Genomic DNA, 15,498 nt, shown 5'->3' on the forward strand with positions numbered 1-15,498 from the left:
CAAGGATCGCCACCATGTCAACGTTCGAAACTTATCGTCATCGCTTCCCTAACGCTCACCTGACCCGCAAACCGAACGGTGTGCTGGAAGTCAAATTCCATACCGCCGGTGAGAAACTGGTGTTTGATGGCCACACCCATGAACAGTTCGTGGCCCTATTCCATGCGATTGGCGAAGATCGTGAAAACCGCGCAGTGATCCTAACCGGCTCAGGCGATGCCTTTATGGACGCCATCAGCCCGGAAGGCTTCGATTTCTTCAGCCCATTAGGCTTCGACAAAATTCTGCGCGAAGGCAGAAAAGTGCTGAGCAATATTCTGGATATCGAAGTCCCAATGATCACCGCGTTGAACGGCCCGGTTCTGCTGCACAGCGAATATGCTCTGTTGACCGATATCATTCTCGCCACGCCAGAAACGGTTTTCCAGGACAAGCCGCATTTCGAATTCGGCATTGTGCCCGGTGATGGTGTGCACATCTTGTGGCCAGAGGTAATCGGATCGATTCGCGGTCGCTACTTCCTGCTCACCCGGCAGGAACTGGATGCTCAGACGGCGAAAGACTGGGGTGTCGTCAACGAAATCGTTCCAGCCGATAGACTGCTGAGTCGTGCCCATGAAATTGCCGACGGCATTGCTGCACTGCCACCATTGACCTCTCGCTATACCCGCATCGCGCTGACTCAACGCCTGAAACGTCTGTTAGACGAAGGGATTGGCTACGGCCTTGCACTGGAAGGCATTAGCGCTGCTCAGGTTGCTCACTCCATGAACACGCAGTGATCCCCTCTTAGATTGCTAAAAATTGATGCCGCCAGGGGCTCCTGCGCGGCCACCAGGAGAAGCGAATGCAAACGTTAATGTCACCGGTTACAGCAGGAAAATTAGAGTTAGCTCATCGCGTCGTCATGGCGCCCACTACACGCATGAGAACCGAACAAGGCGGCGTGCCTGGCGAATTGATGATTGAGTATTATCGTCAGCGGGCGAGCCAAGGCGGCCTGCTTATCGCGGAAGCCACAGCGGTTTCGCCTTTCGCCAATGCGTATCAGGATGCCCCCGGCATCTTTACCGACGAGCAACAGGCAGGCTGGCAGCGTGTAGTGGACGCCGTGCACGCTCGCGGCAGCAAAATCATCCTTCAGCTCTGGCACCCCGGCCGCCAGTCACTGCCTGAACTGTCATCTGGACGCCAACCTGTTGCCCCTTCGGCACTCATTGCCAGAGAGACCTATGGCGTTGTCAAAAACGCGCAAGGTGCCTATGAGGGTAAGCTGTTCCCTACTCCACGCGCTTTGGATGTCAGTGAGATTGAGGGGCTGATGGCGGAGTTACGCCAGGCAGCCTTACGCGCAAAATCGGCGGGTTTTGATGGTGTCGAACTGCATGCTGCCAATGGATACTTACCCGAGCAGTTTCTGCTGGATGGCAGTAATACACGCACCGATAACTATGGCGGTTCCCTGGCAAACCGGGCGCGCTTCTTGCTGGAGTCGGTTGAAGCGCTGACGGAGATTTGGGGCACAGGACGCGTTGCCGTGCGTATTTCGCCCAGCGGAATTTATGGCGATATGCATGACAGCGATCCCGGCGCAACATTCCGTTATCTCGCAGAACAGCTCAACCCATTTGGTCTGGCTTATCTGCATATTATTGAACCGCGCATCGTGGGGCCGGAAGATCGGGAGGCTGGCTATTATAACGAGCCGGTTGCCAGCCATGATTTGCGCGCATTTTATCAGGGGACCATTATCGCAGCGGGCGGGTTCAAGCCAGGTGATGCAGAAAACATGCTGCAAAATGGCGATGCCGATTTAATTGCCTTTGGTCGCCTGTTTACATCGAATCCTGATTTGCCGCATCGCATTCGTCATGGCTACCCTTTAACGGCTTATCAGCGGGAGCATTTCTTTGGAGGCGATGATAAAGGATACAGTGATTACCCTGCGTATACGCCATTAACGATGAACGAACCGACAATTTAATAACGCTTCCGCGTAACGAAGCCGCTGCGCACAATATCCTTCAGGCACATTGGCCTGCTGCACCTGGCAGGCCATTTTGACGTGTTCTGATGTCAGTAAAAGTTAGCGTAAAGTCGAATGCCCTACTCACAAATTTTATTTACTCTATATATATCAGGGCATTAAATATTAAAATCACTCACCCAGCAGATTATTTACGCGTGAATCAAACCAATAAGCCCAATCTTTCATAAACTAATAGATGTGAATCCCGTCATTCACAGATAAACGAGAAAACATCGATGACTGATTTTTGGGACTTATCTGACAACTTTAGGTTGTGAGATTAATATAAGGGGAAATAATGCCGTTGATATTTGATGAGTTATCTGGCGCGCCATCGTGGGTGCCTGCTGTATTGCTTGTCACCCTCTCATTAGCCGTGGGTTTCCTGGCCCGATTCTTACTCCTCCGATTCATCCGCTACTGGCAGAGTCGTGATCGAAAGCTCTTCAAATCACTTGAAAAGCACCTGCGTGGCTCCCTGTTTTTATTCATCCCTTTACTGTTGATCAATGTTGGGGTGAATTACGTTAATGTCCGACCGGACTCGCTCTCCTTTATTACCACCACGCTGAATATCTTTACTATATTGTCATTGTGTTCGATTTTAATTCGCCTGACCAATGTCGCACAGGATATGTTGTTTATTCGCTATGATATCAACCTGTCGAATAATCTTCGCGCCCGTAAAATTCGCACGCAAATCATCTATGTCAAAAAGGTCGCGATTGTCATACTGGTCTCATTCTGTCTCACTCTGATTCTACTCAGCTTCCCTGGAGTGCGAAAATTCGGCACCACTATCCTTGCCGGTGCGGGCGTGGCGGGCATCATCATCGGCTTTGCCTTGCAGAAGTCGCTGGTCAATCTGTTTGCAGGCATACAAATTGCCTTTACGCAGCCGATTAAAATTGATGATGCGGTGGTGGTGGAAAATGAGTGGGGCTGGATTGAGGAGATAAACCTGACTTATGTGGTGGTACGTATTTGGGATTTGCGACGTCTGGTGCTGCCCATTACCTACTTTACCGAAAACGCCTTCCAGAACTGGACGCGTAATAACGCGCAGATATTAGGCTCGGTATTTCTTTACCTGGATTACTCCATGCCACTGGAGCCACTGCGAAAGCATTTTGAAAAAGTGCTCAGTGAAACCAAGCTTTGGGATCAACAGACCCAGGTACTGCAGGTGACCGATACGACGGATAAAACCATGACCATTCGCTTATTGATGACAGCACAAAACTCCCCCACCGCATGGGATTTACGCTGCTACGTGCGCGAAAAGATGATTGAGTTTGTGCAGCAAAATTATCCACAGAGCCTGCCGCGGCTGAGAGCGACACTGACGGAACCGGGGATGGAGAGTTCGGTGGAGAAGTAATTGATTGTGATGAACGCGATGCTGGTTCAGCTGATAAGGCGGCCGTAGCCGCCACCACAATCGGTGTGGCGGCTATAATGTGATCTACATCTCATTATTTCCAGAGGGTAGACATGGGAAATCTGTCACGTAGGCACTTTATGCGCTGGGTCTCAGCCTGTTCAATCGCTGCGCCCGCTATCTTTGAGCACTTATCGGCAACGGCAGCGACCACATCGAATATCCAGCTACTTCATCTGGAGCCAAATGGTTGGGTGCCCAACAATCCAAAGCTTCCCGTCATTTTTTACCATCACGCGTTAATGCCCAGCTCTGATATGACTGATTCCACCGAAACGCAGTTTGAGAAGAACAACTGGCCGCCACAGTGGGTGGCGAGCATCTTTAACTACCACCACTATCACAGCACCGCACATGAGGTGCTCGGGTGTGTCAGCGGAACCGCAAAAGTGATGTTGGGTGGGCCGGGGGGAGAAATAGTGACCCTGAACGCAGGAGATGTGGCACTGCTGCCCACCGGCACAGGTCACTGCAACCAAGGAAGCAGCGATGATTTCCAGGTGGTCGGCGCTTACCCGCCCGGCCAGCAATGGGATATCTGCCGCGAAGCGCCAACGGCATCAATGATACAGCGGATGCGCCACCTTCCCTTTCCTGAGAGCGATCCGGTGCAGGGCAAGAATGGTGCACTTACTCAGAAGTGGCAGAGTGGATGAGTGAATTTGTGGATTGCTTGAGGATTGGGCTGAAGGAGGTGGTAAAGCTGCCTAAATGTGAAATGAGTAATTCTGAAGGCCTGTGTCATGAAAGGGCAATGTCAGGAATGCCCGCGGATTGCCGTGGCAATGTCTGCTGTGTGCCCAGGCTGTGTGAAAACTGTGACCTAAAACTTAAGTGCGCGCATCTACGCAAAATCTGGAATTAATCGACAGGTTAGTTGAGCCGAATTTTACGTATGATCGCTATTTTCAACCCTGTTTTACGCAGATTAAGCGACCAAAACAGTTTTCACACAGCCTGTGCCAAAAGCGGACATAAATGATCTGACCTTCTGTGGTGCTGGTACAGCTGTAACAAATGACTTTTAAACTTTTTATATGACATTTAAAGGAGAGTAGATTTCATATGCGAACCCCCGATTATCGCTCACAAGATTCAGAAAAATGGGCACAGGTTGATGCTTGGTTTTCTGAAAAACTGGCCCCTGAAGATTCAGATTTAAAATTCGCTCTCGTTAATAATTCAGAACAAGGCTTGCCTACGCATGACGTATCCTCTTTACAGGGAAAAATGCTGGCCATTTTCATACAAATGTCACGTGCTGTTCGTGTTCTTGAAATAGGCACACTTGGAGGTTATAGCACTATATGGATGGCTAAAGCATTACCACCCCATGGAACTGTAACGACCATTGAATTCAACGAGCACCATGCAGCGGTTGCTCGTCAGAATATTATTAATGCGGGGATTGCTGAGCGTGTTACGTTGCATACGGGGGCTGCACTTGATGTCTTACCGACACTTGAAGCTCCCTATGACCTGATTTTTATCGATGCTGATAAGGTGAATAATCCACACTATCTTGAATGGGCAATCAAACTGTCTAGACAAGGAACGGTTATCGTAGGAGATAATACGGTTCGTGGAGGAGGCGTAATCGACTTCAGTAGTGAAGATCCAAACATAAAAGGTCTGCGAGAATTTATTCAGATGCTCTCTGAAAATGAGCTACTTGAAGCTACGGCGGTGCAGACTGTAGGTGAAAAAGGATGGGATGGTTTCGTAATGGCTATCGTTAAAGGCCGATGATTAAAATTTAAGTTATCGAAACATTTAACAGCAACTTTTAATCACATTTTTATAAAATGTGCCCCCACCGTACCTAAGGTTTTACCCAAAGTCTGCTGATCGCTCATAGCTGCCCCCCGCACTCAAGCGTACAGCTTTCAGTGGATTATTATTGGTCCTGATTATCCTCATACTCTTTGATTGCATCGTTAACCATTCTGAGAACCAAATGAAGAAAGTCTTCTGCGGTCGTACCCCACAGTTCCGGAGCAAATTCATCTCGGAAGTAATGGTTAAACAATGCTCCAGGGGCATCACTTTTGCTAAGAAAGAGTTCTATATCGGCCACAAGTCCATACCAGCTTGCCCGGTGCTCTTGTTCTAGAAAAATTCGTATTTTCGGCTCAACTTGAACCGTATCATCAATCAGGTCGTAGTCCTGACCGAAATATATTGTAATGAAACAGCTTAACTCGTTGAAATCGGAACGGTGCATATCAGGCCTTTGGAAAAGCGGTGAGTACGAAATAGGGTTTACCGTGCCAGTTCTGAAAACGCAGTACCAGCCGAACGCGATAGCAACGGATGACCTCAGATGAGCCCCTGCGAACCATTATCCCGGTTTGCCCGGCAAAAACGCTTTCCAGCTCCATTTTAGCGTTCATGCCTGCCGGGAGATGCTTCACCCACATTTCAATTTGGTTCTTATTATCTCTGATGACGCGGCTTATTATCTGCTCAGCTTCGCGCTGGGTACGAAAGCTACTTGTCGCAGATAATGCAGGACGCCTTTCCAGCCGTGCAATAAGCTCCTCAGCAGATTTTCCAATATGGCGTTCGAGTGTATGACCGCCGGTTGCCCCAGAAGAAAGAGCTTCATGCGCGGCCAGGCTGATACTTCCGGAGCGGATTGACACGATGCGCACGGCCCCCACAGCTAATGCAAAGCCGAGGGGAAGCGTTAGGTCAACTGTTGTACCGACTTTCATTGCGGTTTTGGTGTCAGCGCCAAGTTCCTCTGCAAGCTCGACGGTGGAATTATAGGTGTCCGTCGTTATCTTGCGCCCCGTCCAGACCTGTCTGATTGAAGCCTGTATGGTATCCAGACTGTGCGTACCGACGAAAATGCATCCAGCTTTGGAGAGCATTGTGGGTTCAGGCACTACACACATTGCACCGGCACCGAACATTTCAACAACGCCACCAGCAAGATTCAGGCCGCCGTATATTCGATTACTCAGGGTTTCCCCTTCACTAACAGTTCTGTCTGAGAGAACCGCAGCCATCTGCACCGGCGATAGCGCAACTCTCAATCCGTTGTCGTCATCCATAAAACCTATCTTCTAAATTGACTCAGATCTGGCAGTTCTTATGCCAGGGTGTTTTTTTACACTTACATACTAGCCCGAAGGATATCAATAAGAATGAGGGGATAAGTTTTACTGAACTTGAATTAAGTGCGCGCATCAGCTTTAGTTTTCCTTCACGCAGCTTCAGATACACAGAACTAAATCATTTGGTTCAGTCGGCTGTATTAAGTTCTCTACTCATGCACCGACATGTCATCACTCTCAGCCGACTTTTTACCGTGCCAGGATGTCTTATAAGAGTGATGCGGAGTGACGAATCACATATTACTTAACACGTGATGGATATATTCCTCAAATGCCGCATCGGCGAAAAAATATCTGTTGTGACCGCCCTTTTTTCTATACGTGCATAGCCATGCAGTAGGTCCAAAATTAGCATGGCAGAGATTTTCGCGTTCGGGCAAGGAAAGGGCTGCATTTAAGCCCGGAGGCCTCATAAACACGCTGGGGCCTCCGGGAAAGAGGACCGAAGCAGTCTTATGTTAAATGACGTGCTGTTACGTGCTTGGGTGGGTTGCCTGTTAACAATAACTGAGGGAGTCTTTCCAGTTACACCTATACAGGAGCAACACTGTGAAAATAACGAAGATTGACCATGTACACGTGTATGTTGATGATATTGATCTGGCTGAGCGCTGGTACGAAGATGTTCTCGGTTTTACCCGCGATGACTCGTTGTACTTCTGGTTCGAGCAGGGAGGACCGCTGGTGGTCAGGAATCACGGCGCGTCGCTTTCGCTTTTTCTCAGAAAAAATCAGTCTCCCGGCCATACGATAGCTTTCGCTGTGGAAGCTGCGGCATTTGTCGATTTAGTCGCTACTCTCAATGCCAAAAATATCCCGTTTACCGCCTGCGATCACGATATATCCATGTCCCTGTACTTCAGCGATCTTAGCGATAACAAGATTGAACTGACCAGCTACGACTACTCTCAGGCAAAAAGGGTTCTGAAGAGTATGGTATAACCTTTGCCCTAGGCTGCAATCTGATCGTAACAGAACCCTTGTGTTAAATTTGAGCGCACAGCCCACGTCACAAAGAGAGAAATAAAAATCATGACCGAGACGATGCGAATCACAACGATAAGTGAAGCAGACCATCTCCCTGCCCTATCCAAAATCACTTTCACGATAAGCCCAGACTATAATCCAGTAACCGCAACACCGACTCAATGAATGATGCTCGTTAGTCCTCAGACACATTCAGCCAACAGTAGGATAATGATGCAAAAAATTATTCTTGTTCCATCTAATCTTGGGCTTAACCCATTCTATGAAGGGCACATTCCCGGAACGTATCGCGCTCCGTCAGTGTTGATGCAGCAGGGACTCGATAAATGCTTCTCAGCCTTCGAGATCGTGATGGTTCCCTGCCCTGAATACAGCCCTGAGAGTGAACCGGGCACTGACATTTTAAACGGTCATAAGCTGAGACAGCTTAATCTGCATCTGGCAGATGAAGTAGAAGCTGCTCTTCGCTGCAATTTAAAGCCTGTTGTCATTGGGGGCGACTGCGCAATACTGCCCGGTGCTTTGCTGGGTTGCAGACGTCAACTGGGTAACTTGGCACTTGTGCATATCGACGGTCACAGCGATTTTCGTCATCCAGGCAACTGGAAGCGTGAACCTGAAGATCGTCCCGGCGCGGCGGCCGGAATGGATCTCGCACTTGTCACTGGCCGTGGCGAGCCGTTACTCACAGAGTGGCCCGGTATTGATGGCCCTTTGATTGAGGATAAAGCCGTTATTCAACTGGGAGAGCGCGAATCACTGCTGGAAGATTATGAATGGCCTGACATCGCAGAGACTGAAATTTTACGCATCACTGTTTTTGACGCGCTGAAGTTGCAGGATAGCCAGCTCGTCCATTTGATAAATGAACGCCTCAATGATTTTCCTGCAATACCTTACTGGATCCATCTCGATTTGGATGTGCTGGACAGTGATGAAATGCCAGCGGTCGATTGTCCCGGTCAGCCTGGCTTATCTTCTCAACGCCTTGTCAAAGTCTGCCGAACACTGTTTAACCCTTCCCGCTGCTGCGGCATAACAGTGACCATCTATGATCCTGATATAGATGCAGACAGGAATATCGCTAAACGGGTAGTCGATATGATCAGAAGCATTACGCAAGAAAGTGCACATTGCCCGAATGGCTAATGCGCACCTGCCACGATTAATCCAACTATCAAGGCCGTGCTGCTGTGCCATCCGGTAAGCGTGCGTTAGTCCATTCGGGGATATCACCCTGCACCGGATATTTCGCGGCTTCTTTCAAATCAATATCCACGCCGAGTCCAGGACGATCGCTGAGGTACGCATAGCCGCGATCAATTTCCGGACATCCAGGGAACACCTCCATCAATGCCTCATTAACAGGCGTATATTCCTGAATACCCAGATTAGTAATGCTGAGATCAATGTGCAGGTTAGCCGCCACACCAATCGGCGAAATATCGCCAGGCCCATGCCATGCTGTTCTGACGCCGTAAAGCTCGGCAAACGTGGCTAACTTTTTCGCCGGCGTGATGCCACCAATCGTGCTGACATGACAGCGAATATAATCAATCAAGTGATTCTGGATCAGTGGTTTCCACTCATTGATCTGGGTAAACAGTTCCCCCATCGCAATCGGCGTGCTGCTCTGCGCGCGCATTTTATCCAGCCAGTCGATATTCTCAGGCGCGACCGGATCCTCTAAGAAAAAGAGTTGGTAAGGTTCCAGTGATTTCGCCATCTGAATCGCGGCGATCGGGGTGATGCGTTCATGGACATCATGGATAAATTCAACGCTAAACCCAATTTTATTACGTAGATGATCAAACAGACGAGGCACGGCACGCGCGTAAGCATCAGGATCGAAGTAAATACCCTGAGTCTGTGTGCGCGGCGACACCTTGGGCTGGATGTTGCGGGCTTTCGCCAACTTACCGGCAATTAAACGCAGATCGTCTGTGCCCGCCCCGCCATACATGCCCACCTGACAACGCACGTACTGATACCCCTCTTCCATACGTGCACGAATGTTGTCTTCCACTTCGACTTCGTCAGCGCCATCGCAGTGACGATACAACGCCACGCCATCACGGCACTTGCCACCCAACAATTCATAAACCGGCAAACCGGCCACTTTGCCCTTCAAGTCCCACAACGCCATATCCACGCCAGAAAGCGCATTGTTCATCACCGGGCCGTTACGCCAGTAGCCACTGACCGCCGCAGATTGCCAGATATCCTCAATACGCGCGGGATCTTTGCCCAGCAAGAAGGGTTTCATATAGTTATCGATTGCAGCCGCCACCGCATGAATTCGTTGCGTAAAAGTGGCGCATCCTAAGCCGTATAAACCCGGTTCACTGGTTTCAATTTTGACCACGACCAGATCAATGCCGCCGGGTGCAGTCAGTATGGTGGTGACGTTGGTAATCTTAAGTTGACTCATGGTACTCCTCACTATCTTGTAAGATGTCCTACATGTTATGTGCATTAAAAAACCCTAACGGGCTTTTCAAGGAAATCAGTTGTGACGCGCATCCTCTATGGCATGCACGTTATGCGTCATGGCGCTGTTCAGCGTTTCGGTAGCGAGCGAAGCATCACGATTTTTCAGCGCCATAAAGACTTTAATGTGCGCTTCAACGCTCTCTAATGTGATGCCCAACACGCGGTTGAGCTCTTCCAGGTAGTGAACGTAAATCCCTTTCAGCGACTCCATGACGTGAATAAAGATGGAGTTATGCGATGCCTTCACGATCGCCAGGTGAAAATCATAATCTGCCAGCGAATATTTTTTGTAGTCGTCCTTGTTCACCAGCATACGGTTGAGAGCTTTTTCCAGTTCCTTGATATCGTCATCCGTGGCGTTTTGCACCGCGAGCTCCATACAGCGAAACTCAACGGTTTGGCGAAAAACGCGCATGTGATCAAACTCTTCCTGCGAGAGATGCAGAATCGGTTGATTGTCGTTGAAGGCACCGTAGCGGGCCACATCGCGCGTAACATATGTCCCCTTACCGTGATGCGTCACCACCACACCCAGATCACGTAGCTTCTGCACTGCACTTCGTACGCTCACGCGGCTAACCTGAAAAGTGGCCGTTAACGTGGGCTCCGAAGGCAGTTTGCAGCCCGGCTCCCAGATGCCATCCTGAATGTTTTTCTTCATCTGCTCGTAGATCGCATCCACGATGTTATGTTTTTGCACGCTTTCCAGGGTCACAATATTCGCTCACTTGTCCTACATGTTTGGATTTGTATCGTTTATAGCAGATCACTACAAGAGAATTTTTGTTGAGGGAATATTTTTTCATACCGGAGATAATCTTATTTACCGATTAATAATCATAGTATTAGGTTAAAAATCGCAACCTATTCCTGTACCACAGCAAACCCATTTTTTGTGAAGCACACTGCATTTTGCTTTAAGGAGAATTGCTGGTTCCATCAACCTCAAGTACAACAATCAGCATTAACTTGTTAGTCATGTTACATGAGGATTAGATATGACCACTCTTTTCGACCTTAAAGGTAAGACCGCGCTGATTACCGGATCAACGCGTGGGCTGGGATTGGCTTACGCCTGCGGACTGGCTGAAGCCGGAGCCCATGTCATCCTGAATGGCACCAGCCAACAGCATATGGATGCCGCGCTGAGTGAGCTGCAGGCCAAAGGGTATAGCGCGCGCGGCTTTATCTTTAACGTCGCCGATGAAGACGAGATCGAGCAGGTGTTCAACCAACTCGATCAGGCCAATATTCATGTCGATATCGTGATCAACAATGCCGGTATCCAGTTCCGCCAGCCGATGCTCGAACTGGCGTTGAGCGACTGGCAACGCGTGCTGGATGTCAATCTGACCAGCGCCTTTCTGGTGGCACGGGCCGCGGCGAAACGCATGGTCGCACGTAACAGCGGCGGCAAAATCATCAATATCGGCTCGCTGACCAGCGAAGCCGCCCGCCCGACAGTTGCACCTTACACTGCAGCAAAAGGCGGCATTAAGTTACTCACCAAATCAATGGCTGCCGAGTGGGCTGTCCATAACATCCAGACTAACGGTATCGGCCCCGGCTACATCCTGACGGACATGAACGCCGCGTTGGTAGATAACGCTGAATTTAATCAGTGGGTGTGTAACAGCAACCCGTCAGGCCGCTGGGGCAAACCCGAAGAGCTGATCGGCACCGCCGTGTATTTGGCGTCATCCGCCTCCAATTACGTCAATGGCCAAATGATCTACGTGGACGGCGGCTGGCTCGCCACGCTGTAAGGCAAAAACTGAGCATCAAGACTCATCGCACCCTACCGACAAAAACCTAAGAGGTCAGAACCATGAATCAGACCGTTGCAGGATCATTTATGACCACCAAACCGACTCGAACGCGTTTCTCCGTGCTGACGATGTTGTTTATTGTCACTGCGATTAACTACATGGATCGTGCAAATCTGTCCGTTGCGGGATCGCATATACAGGGCGAATTCGCTCTGTCATCCACGCAGTTAGGCTTACTGTTTTCCATGTTCACCTGGTTTTACGCCATGAGCCAGATACCGGTGGGCTATTTGCTGGATCGGATTGGCTCGCGGTGGCTGTACGGCAGCGCCATTGTGCTATGGAGCGTCTTCACGCTGCTGATGGGCTTTGCGTCACACAACCTTTTTACCACTGCAAGCGCCTCTTTTATGATGTTGCTGGCGTGTCGTGCCTTGGTAGGTATGGCAGAAGCGCCCTCTTTCCCGTCTAATACCAAAATCATCGCCACCTGGTTCCCGGATCATGAGCGCGCACGTGCAACGGCAACCTACTCCAGTGCGCAATACATCGGTCTGGCGCTGCTCACTCCGGCGCTGTCGTTTGTCGTCAGCCAGTGGGGCTGGGAGATGTCCTTCTATATCTCCGGGGCGGTAGGGATTATCTTTGGCATCTACTGGCTGTTTGCCTATCGCGATCCGCAACACAGCACGGCGGTGAATAGCGCCGAACTCGATATCATCCGCAAAGGGGGCGGATATGGTTCCGCATCACAAAGCACCCATAGCCGGGTGAACTGGCAGTCGGTGCGCTATATCCTGCGCCAGCGCACCACATGGGGCTTATTCATTGCCCAATTCGCCGCCTCCTCAACGCTCTACTTCTTCCTGACATGGTTCATCGTTTATCTGGAAAAAGGCTTACACCTGTCGATTGATAAGGCCGGTATCGGTGCGATGTTCCCTTATTTGATGGCGATGGCGGGCGTACTCTGTGGCGGTACCTTAAGTGACATGCTGCTCAAGCGTGGCCGGAGCCGCACCTTTGCGCGCAAATTGCCGGTGATGGCCGGCATGCTGCTGACGTGCTCGATTGCCCTGGTCAACTTCTTCCAGGACCAGCCAGTGATCGCCATTGGCATCTTGTCTGTCGCCTTCTTCGCTAACGCCTTCTCGAACCTTGGCTGGGTGGTGTGCAGCGATGTTATTCCACGCCACCTGATCGGCACGATCGGCGGCTTTCTGAATATTTTTGGCAATCTTTCCGGTATTGCCAGTCCCATCATCATTGGCGTGATCCTGCAACGCACACAGAATTTCCAGTATGCGATGTGGTATATCGCCGCCGTTGCGCTGATGGGCTTCCTCGCCTACCTGTTCCTGGTCGGGAAAATCGAGTTGATCACCCCACCTGGAGAAAAACAGCAAAACAACGAAGAGAACACCTTCAATACTCCATCCAATGCGCAGGGATAAGTCATGCAGCAAAAAACAGTCAAAGCGGTCATGGTCAAAGGGGCACACGATGTGTGCGTGGAAACACAAAGCATCAGTTGGGATGAAGATCAGGTTTTGGTGCGCGTCGAACGGGGCGGGATTTGCGGCTCGGACATCCACTACTTTCAGCATGGCAAAGCGGGAATGTCGGTGCTGAAATCCCCGATGGTGTTAGGGCATGAATTTGTCGGCGTAGTGGAGCAAGCACCTGCTGCAAGCCATCTTCGTGTCGGTCAACCTGTGGCCATCAATCCGTCTCAACCCTGTCAGCAGTGCGAGATTTGCCGCAGCGGCAGGCAAAACCTGTGCCGCGCAATGCGTTTTATGGGCAGCGCGCAGTTCTTCCCGCATGTGAACGGCGGATTTGCACAACATGTGGTGGTGAGCCCGCAGCAGTGCGTGCCTTATGCGGAACACGCTGAGGCTAAAATTATCGCATTTGCTGAACCGCTCGCCGTGTGCATTCACGCGTTGAAGCAAGCCGGTAACTTGGTAGGCAAACGCGTTTTGGTAACCGGTGCCGGGCCGATCGGCTGTTTGATCATCGCCTGCGCATTGGCTTCGGGCGCAACGGAAGTGATCGCCACCGATATCAGCGAGCGCTGTCGCGCGTTGGCCGTTGAAATGGGTGCCACCGCCGCATACGACCCACGGGATGAAACCGTTATCTCATCATGGACTGCCGATGGCGGACATTTTGATATCTGTTTCGAAGCTTCGGGTGCAGCGGTGGCCATCGCTTCAGTGGTGTCTTATACGCGTCCAGCGGGTATTATCGTCCAGTTGGGCATGGGTGCTGCGGAGGTCAATTATCCGGTTGGCCCCTTGCTGGTGAAAGAGATTCAACTGAGAGGGTCATTCCGCTTTATCGATGAGTTCACAACCGCAGTCAGATGGCTGGAATCCGGTAAAATTAATCCACTGCCGCTGCTCACCACAGAGTTCAACATAAATGACGCGGTTGCCGCACTGGAGTTAGCATCAAATAAAGAACTGGCAGCCAAAGTTCAGTTAGTGTTTTGAGGTTAATCGCAGCGCAAAGCGTACGATTTAATAATTCAAACATAAACGGTCTTCAAATCGAACTGATTCTACGTCTCGCTTAATTCCGATTCTGACTGGCATGGGTTGAATAACACCAATTTCAATGCGATATTCCTGATGCACCTTACTTTATTCACACCGAACGCCGTTCATATTTGCTTAGGGAGTAATAATGTCAGCTGAGGATAGAATCAAGGAACTGGAAGCAACGGTACAGTACCTGAAGATTGAAACAGAAGTGCTGCGCGAATTGATGATCAAACAGGTTGCGCTGAACAACATCACGTTTAAGGGTAAGTACGATGAAGTTCTGATTCAGATGGCCAGGGAATATGAAGCCCGTGGGCTGGAATCAGATCGCAATCGTGCCCTGCATGAAGCGATACGGCAGTATGTTCGTTATGACTCACCATCAATAGATGGCAGTGAGCCGTCAGATTAGCACTTTGCCGCAGCAACAGAGCCGCCCATAAGCGGCTCTTCGCTTAACGCTTAGATGTTAGGCTTCTGCTCATCAGGCAGATCCTGACCATCATCGTCGTCATCTGGTAACGGCTCATCGTCACCCGGCAGCGGTATCACTTTATCTGGATCTGGACGCTCTGACATATTTACCTCCAGCTACCCGGAATGGGTAAGTTAAGCTTAGTCGCTGTAGTATTCGCGCGATTTAAATAAGGAAAAGTTGTGATTAAGGCGTCGAATAAATAATATCAAGACTTACACGCTTGGCTTATTAGTGAAAAATAACATAACAACCCAAGGAAATAAAAAATCACTTCACCTGCAATAAAATAAACTTGACATTATCAACGTGATACCTTTTTATTCAGCCGTCGCGCTTGAAGAGATTTATTCCACTATTAAAATTAAAAGTGGAAAAAGCACATGATGTGTTTTCCCATCATGTTAATGATCACGCATCAAGAGGCAAGACCATGGCTCAACATAGAGGCGGTTCAGGTAACTTTGCGGATGACAAACAAAAAGCGTCTGAAGCAGGTAAGAAAGGCGGCCAACAGAGTGGCGGCAGTTTTAAAGACGATCCACAAAAGGCCTCAGAGGCAGGTAAAAAAGGTGGGAAAAGTAGTAACAAAGGATCCTGATGATTCACTTTGATAATTACCGGACCGGGAGC

16 protein-coding genes are annotated in these 15,498 nt (G+C 49.9%); 12 read left to right on the forward strand and 4 right to left on the reverse strand.

The window, feature by feature from the left end; genetic code table 11:
• The first annotated feature begins 14 nt into the window (after positions 1 to 14).
• The 5 genes from ACPUC8_RS20010 (at position 15) to ACPUC8_RS20030 (ending at position 5,219) form a co-directional block, all read left to right on the forward strand.
• Entirely contained in the window at positions 15 to 782 is a 768-nt protein-coding gene (locus tag ACPUC8_RS20010) for an enoyl-CoA hydratase/isomerase family protein (RefSeq protein WP_494927151.1), read from the forward strand.
• 65 nt (positions 783 to 847) lie between these two features.
• The gene (locus ACPUC8_RS20015; protein WP_494927152.1) at positions 848 to 1,984 is read left to right on the forward strand and encodes an alkene reductase; all 1,137 of its coding nucleotides are present in this window, start codon (positions 848 to 850) and stop codon (positions 1,982 to 1,984) included.
• A gap of 343 nt (positions 1,985 to 2,327) precedes the next feature.
• The gene (locus ACPUC8_RS20020; RefSeq protein WP_494927153.1) at positions 2,328 to 3,410 is read left to right on the forward strand and encodes a mechanosensitive ion channel family protein; all 1,083 of its coding nucleotides are present in this window, start codon (positions 2,328 to 2,330) and stop codon (positions 3,408 to 3,410) included.
• A 317-nt stretch (positions 3,411 to 3,727) separates the two neighbouring features.
• On the forward strand, positions 3,728 to 4,126 hold the full coding sequence (locus tag ACPUC8_RS20025; protein WP_494927154.1) for a cupin domain-containing protein: 399 nt from the start codon (positions 3,728 to 3,730) through the stop codon (positions 4,124 to 4,126).
• A 409-nt stretch (positions 4,127 to 4,535) separates the two neighbouring features.
• Complete coding sequence (locus tag ACPUC8_RS20030; RefSeq protein ID WP_494927155.1) at positions 4,536 to 5,219, forward strand: O-methyltransferase; 684 nt, start codon at positions 4,536 to 4,538, stop codon at positions 5,217 to 5,219.
• Between the two features lie 148 nt (positions 5,220 to 5,367).
• On the opposite strand, the gene ACPUC8_RS20035 is transcribed toward ACPUC8_RS20030, so the two are convergent.
• Entirely contained in the window at positions 5,368 to 5,694 is a 327-nt protein-coding gene (locus ACPUC8_RS20035; protein WP_494927156.1) for a contact-dependent growth inhibition system immunity protein, read from the reverse strand.
• Position 5,695: 1 nt separating this feature from the next.
• Positions 5,696 to 6,529 carry an RNase A-like domain-containing protein gene (locus tag ACPUC8_RS20040; RefSeq protein WP_039334820.1) on the reverse strand — a complete coding sequence of 278 codons (834 nt, stop codon included), beginning with the start codon at positions 6,527 to 6,529 and terminating at the stop codon, positions 5,696 to 5,698.
• A 612-nt stretch (positions 6,530 to 7,141) separates the two neighbouring features.
• On the opposite strand from ACPUC8_RS20040, the gene ACPUC8_RS20045 reads away from it, so the two are divergent.
• Together ACPUC8_RS20045 and ACPUC8_RS20050 are read left to right on the forward strand one after the other, a co-directional pair.
• Positions 7,142 to 7,534 carry a VOC family protein gene (locus ACPUC8_RS20045; RefSeq protein ID WP_039334818.1) on the forward strand — a complete coding sequence of 131 codons (393 nt, stop codon included), beginning with the start codon at positions 7,142 to 7,144 and terminating at the stop codon, positions 7,532 to 7,534.
• A gap of 258 nt (positions 7,535 to 7,792) precedes the next feature.
• Complete coding sequence (locus ACPUC8_RS20050) at positions 7,793 to 8,728, forward strand: arginase family protein (protein ID WP_494927157.1); 936 nt, start codon at positions 7,793 to 7,795, stop codon at positions 8,726 to 8,728.
• 28 nt (positions 8,729 to 8,756) lie between these two features.
• Here the strand turns inward: ACPUC8_RS20050 and ACPUC8_RS20055 are convergent, their stop codons facing one another.
• On the reverse strand, positions 8,757 to 10,010 hold the full coding sequence (locus ACPUC8_RS20055; protein WP_494927158.1) for an enolase C-terminal domain-like protein: 1,254 nt from the start codon (positions 10,008 to 10,010) through the stop codon (positions 8,757 to 8,759).
• Positions 10,011 to 10,085: 75 nt separating this feature from the next.
• Positions 10,086 to 10,787 carry a FadR/GntR family transcriptional regulator gene (locus ACPUC8_RS20060; protein ID WP_494927159.1) on the reverse strand — a complete coding sequence of 234 codons (702 nt, stop codon included), beginning with the start codon at positions 10,785 to 10,787 and terminating at the stop codon, positions 10,086 to 10,088.
• Between the two features lie 283 nt (positions 10,788 to 11,070).
• Between ACPUC8_RS20060 and ACPUC8_RS20065 the strand changes: the two genes are divergently transcribed.
• The 5 genes from ACPUC8_RS20065 to ACPUC8_RS20085 all read left to right on the forward strand — a co-directional run bounded on the left by ACPUC8_RS20065 (position 11,071) and on the right by ACPUC8_RS20085 (position 15,466).
• Positions 11,071 to 11,838 (forward strand): SDR family oxidoreductase, encoded by a 768-nt coding sequence (locus ACPUC8_RS20065; RefSeq protein WP_039334808.1) that lies wholly within the window; start codon positions 11,071 to 11,073, stop codon positions 11,836 to 11,838.
• Positions 11,839 to 11,927: 89 nt separating this feature from the next.
• Complete coding sequence (locus ACPUC8_RS20070; RefSeq protein ID WP_494927160.1) at positions 11,928 to 13,295, forward strand: MFS transporter; 1,368 nt, start codon at positions 11,928 to 11,930, stop codon at positions 13,293 to 13,295.
• Positions 13,296 to 13,298: 3 nt separating this feature from the next.
• The gene (gene idnD, locus ACPUC8_RS20075; RefSeq protein ID WP_039334802.1) at positions 13,299 to 14,339 is read left to right on the forward strand and encodes an L-idonate 5-dehydrogenase; all 1,041 of its coding nucleotides are present in this window, start codon (positions 13,299 to 13,301) and stop codon (positions 14,337 to 14,339) included.
• A gap of 193 nt (positions 14,340 to 14,532) precedes the next feature.
• On the forward strand, positions 14,533 to 14,802 hold the full coding sequence (locus ACPUC8_RS20080; protein ID WP_039334799.1) for a hypothetical protein: 270 nt from the start codon (positions 14,533 to 14,535) through the stop codon (positions 14,800 to 14,802).
• Positions 14,803 to 15,298: 496 nt separating this feature from the next.
• Positions 15,299 to 15,466, forward strand: a complete 168-nt coding sequence (locus tag ACPUC8_RS20085; protein WP_059109824.1) for a con-10 family general stress protein — start codon at positions 15,299 to 15,301, stop codon at positions 15,464 to 15,466.
• The last annotated feature ends 32 nt before the right edge of the window (positions 15,467 to 15,498 follow it).

This window comes from Pantoea sp. CFCC18177, assembly GCF_059412425.1.

Bases quoted from the DNA above. Each gene is read 5' to 3' on its own strand.
- ACPUC8_RS20010 (WP_494927151.1), top strand. From the start codon at position 15: ATGTCAACGTTCGAAACTTATCGTCATCGCTTCCCTAACGCTCACCTG.
- ACPUC8_RS20015 (WP_494927152.1), top strand. From the start codon at position 848: ATGCAAACGTTAATGTCACCGGTTACAGCAGGAAAATTAGAGTTAGCT.
- ACPUC8_RS20020 (WP_494927153.1), top strand. From the start codon at position 2,328: ATGCCGTTGATATTTGATGAGTTATCTGGCGCGCCATCGTGGGTGCCT.
- ACPUC8_RS20025 (WP_494927154.1), top strand. From the start codon at position 3,728: ATGACTGATTCCACCGAAACGCAGTTTGAGAAGAACAACTGGCCGCCA.
- ACPUC8_RS20030 (WP_494927155.1), top strand. From the start codon at position 4,536: ATGCGAACCCCCGATTATCGCTCACAAGATTCAGAAAAATGGGCACAG.
- ACPUC8_RS20035 (WP_494927156.1), bottom strand. From the start codon at position 5,694: ATGCACCGTTCCGATTTCAACGAGTTAAGCTGTTTCATTACAATATAT.
- ACPUC8_RS20040 (WP_039334820.1), bottom strand. From the start codon at position 6,529: ATGGATGACGACAACGGATTGAGAGTTGCGCTATCGCCGGTGCAGATG.
- ACPUC8_RS20050 (WP_494927157.1), top strand. From the start codon at position 7,793: ATGCAAAAAATTATTCTTGTTCCATCTAATCTTGGGCTTAACCCATTC.
- ACPUC8_RS20055 (WP_494927158.1), bottom strand. From the start codon at position 10,010: ATGAGTCAACTTAAGATTACCAACGTCACCACCATACTGACTGCACCC.
- ACPUC8_RS20065 (WP_039334808.1), top strand. From the start codon at position 11,071: ATGACCACTCTTTTCGACCTTAAAGGTAAGACCGCGCTGATTACCGGA.
- ACPUC8_RS20070 (WP_494927160.1), top strand. From the start codon at position 11,928: ATGACCACCAAACCGACTCGAACGCGTTTCTCCGTGCTGACGATGTTG.
- idnD (WP_039334802.1), top strand. From the start codon at position 13,299: ATGCAGCAAAAAACAGTCAAAGCGGTCATGGTCAAAGGGGCACACGAT.
- ACPUC8_RS20080 (WP_039334799.1), top strand. From the start codon at position 14,533: ATGTCAGCTGAGGATAGAATCAAGGAACTGGAAGCAACGGTACAGTAC.
- ACPUC8_RS20085 (WP_059109824.1), top strand. From the start codon at position 15,299: ATGGCTCAACATAGAGGCGGTTCAGGTAACTTTGCGGATGACAAACAA.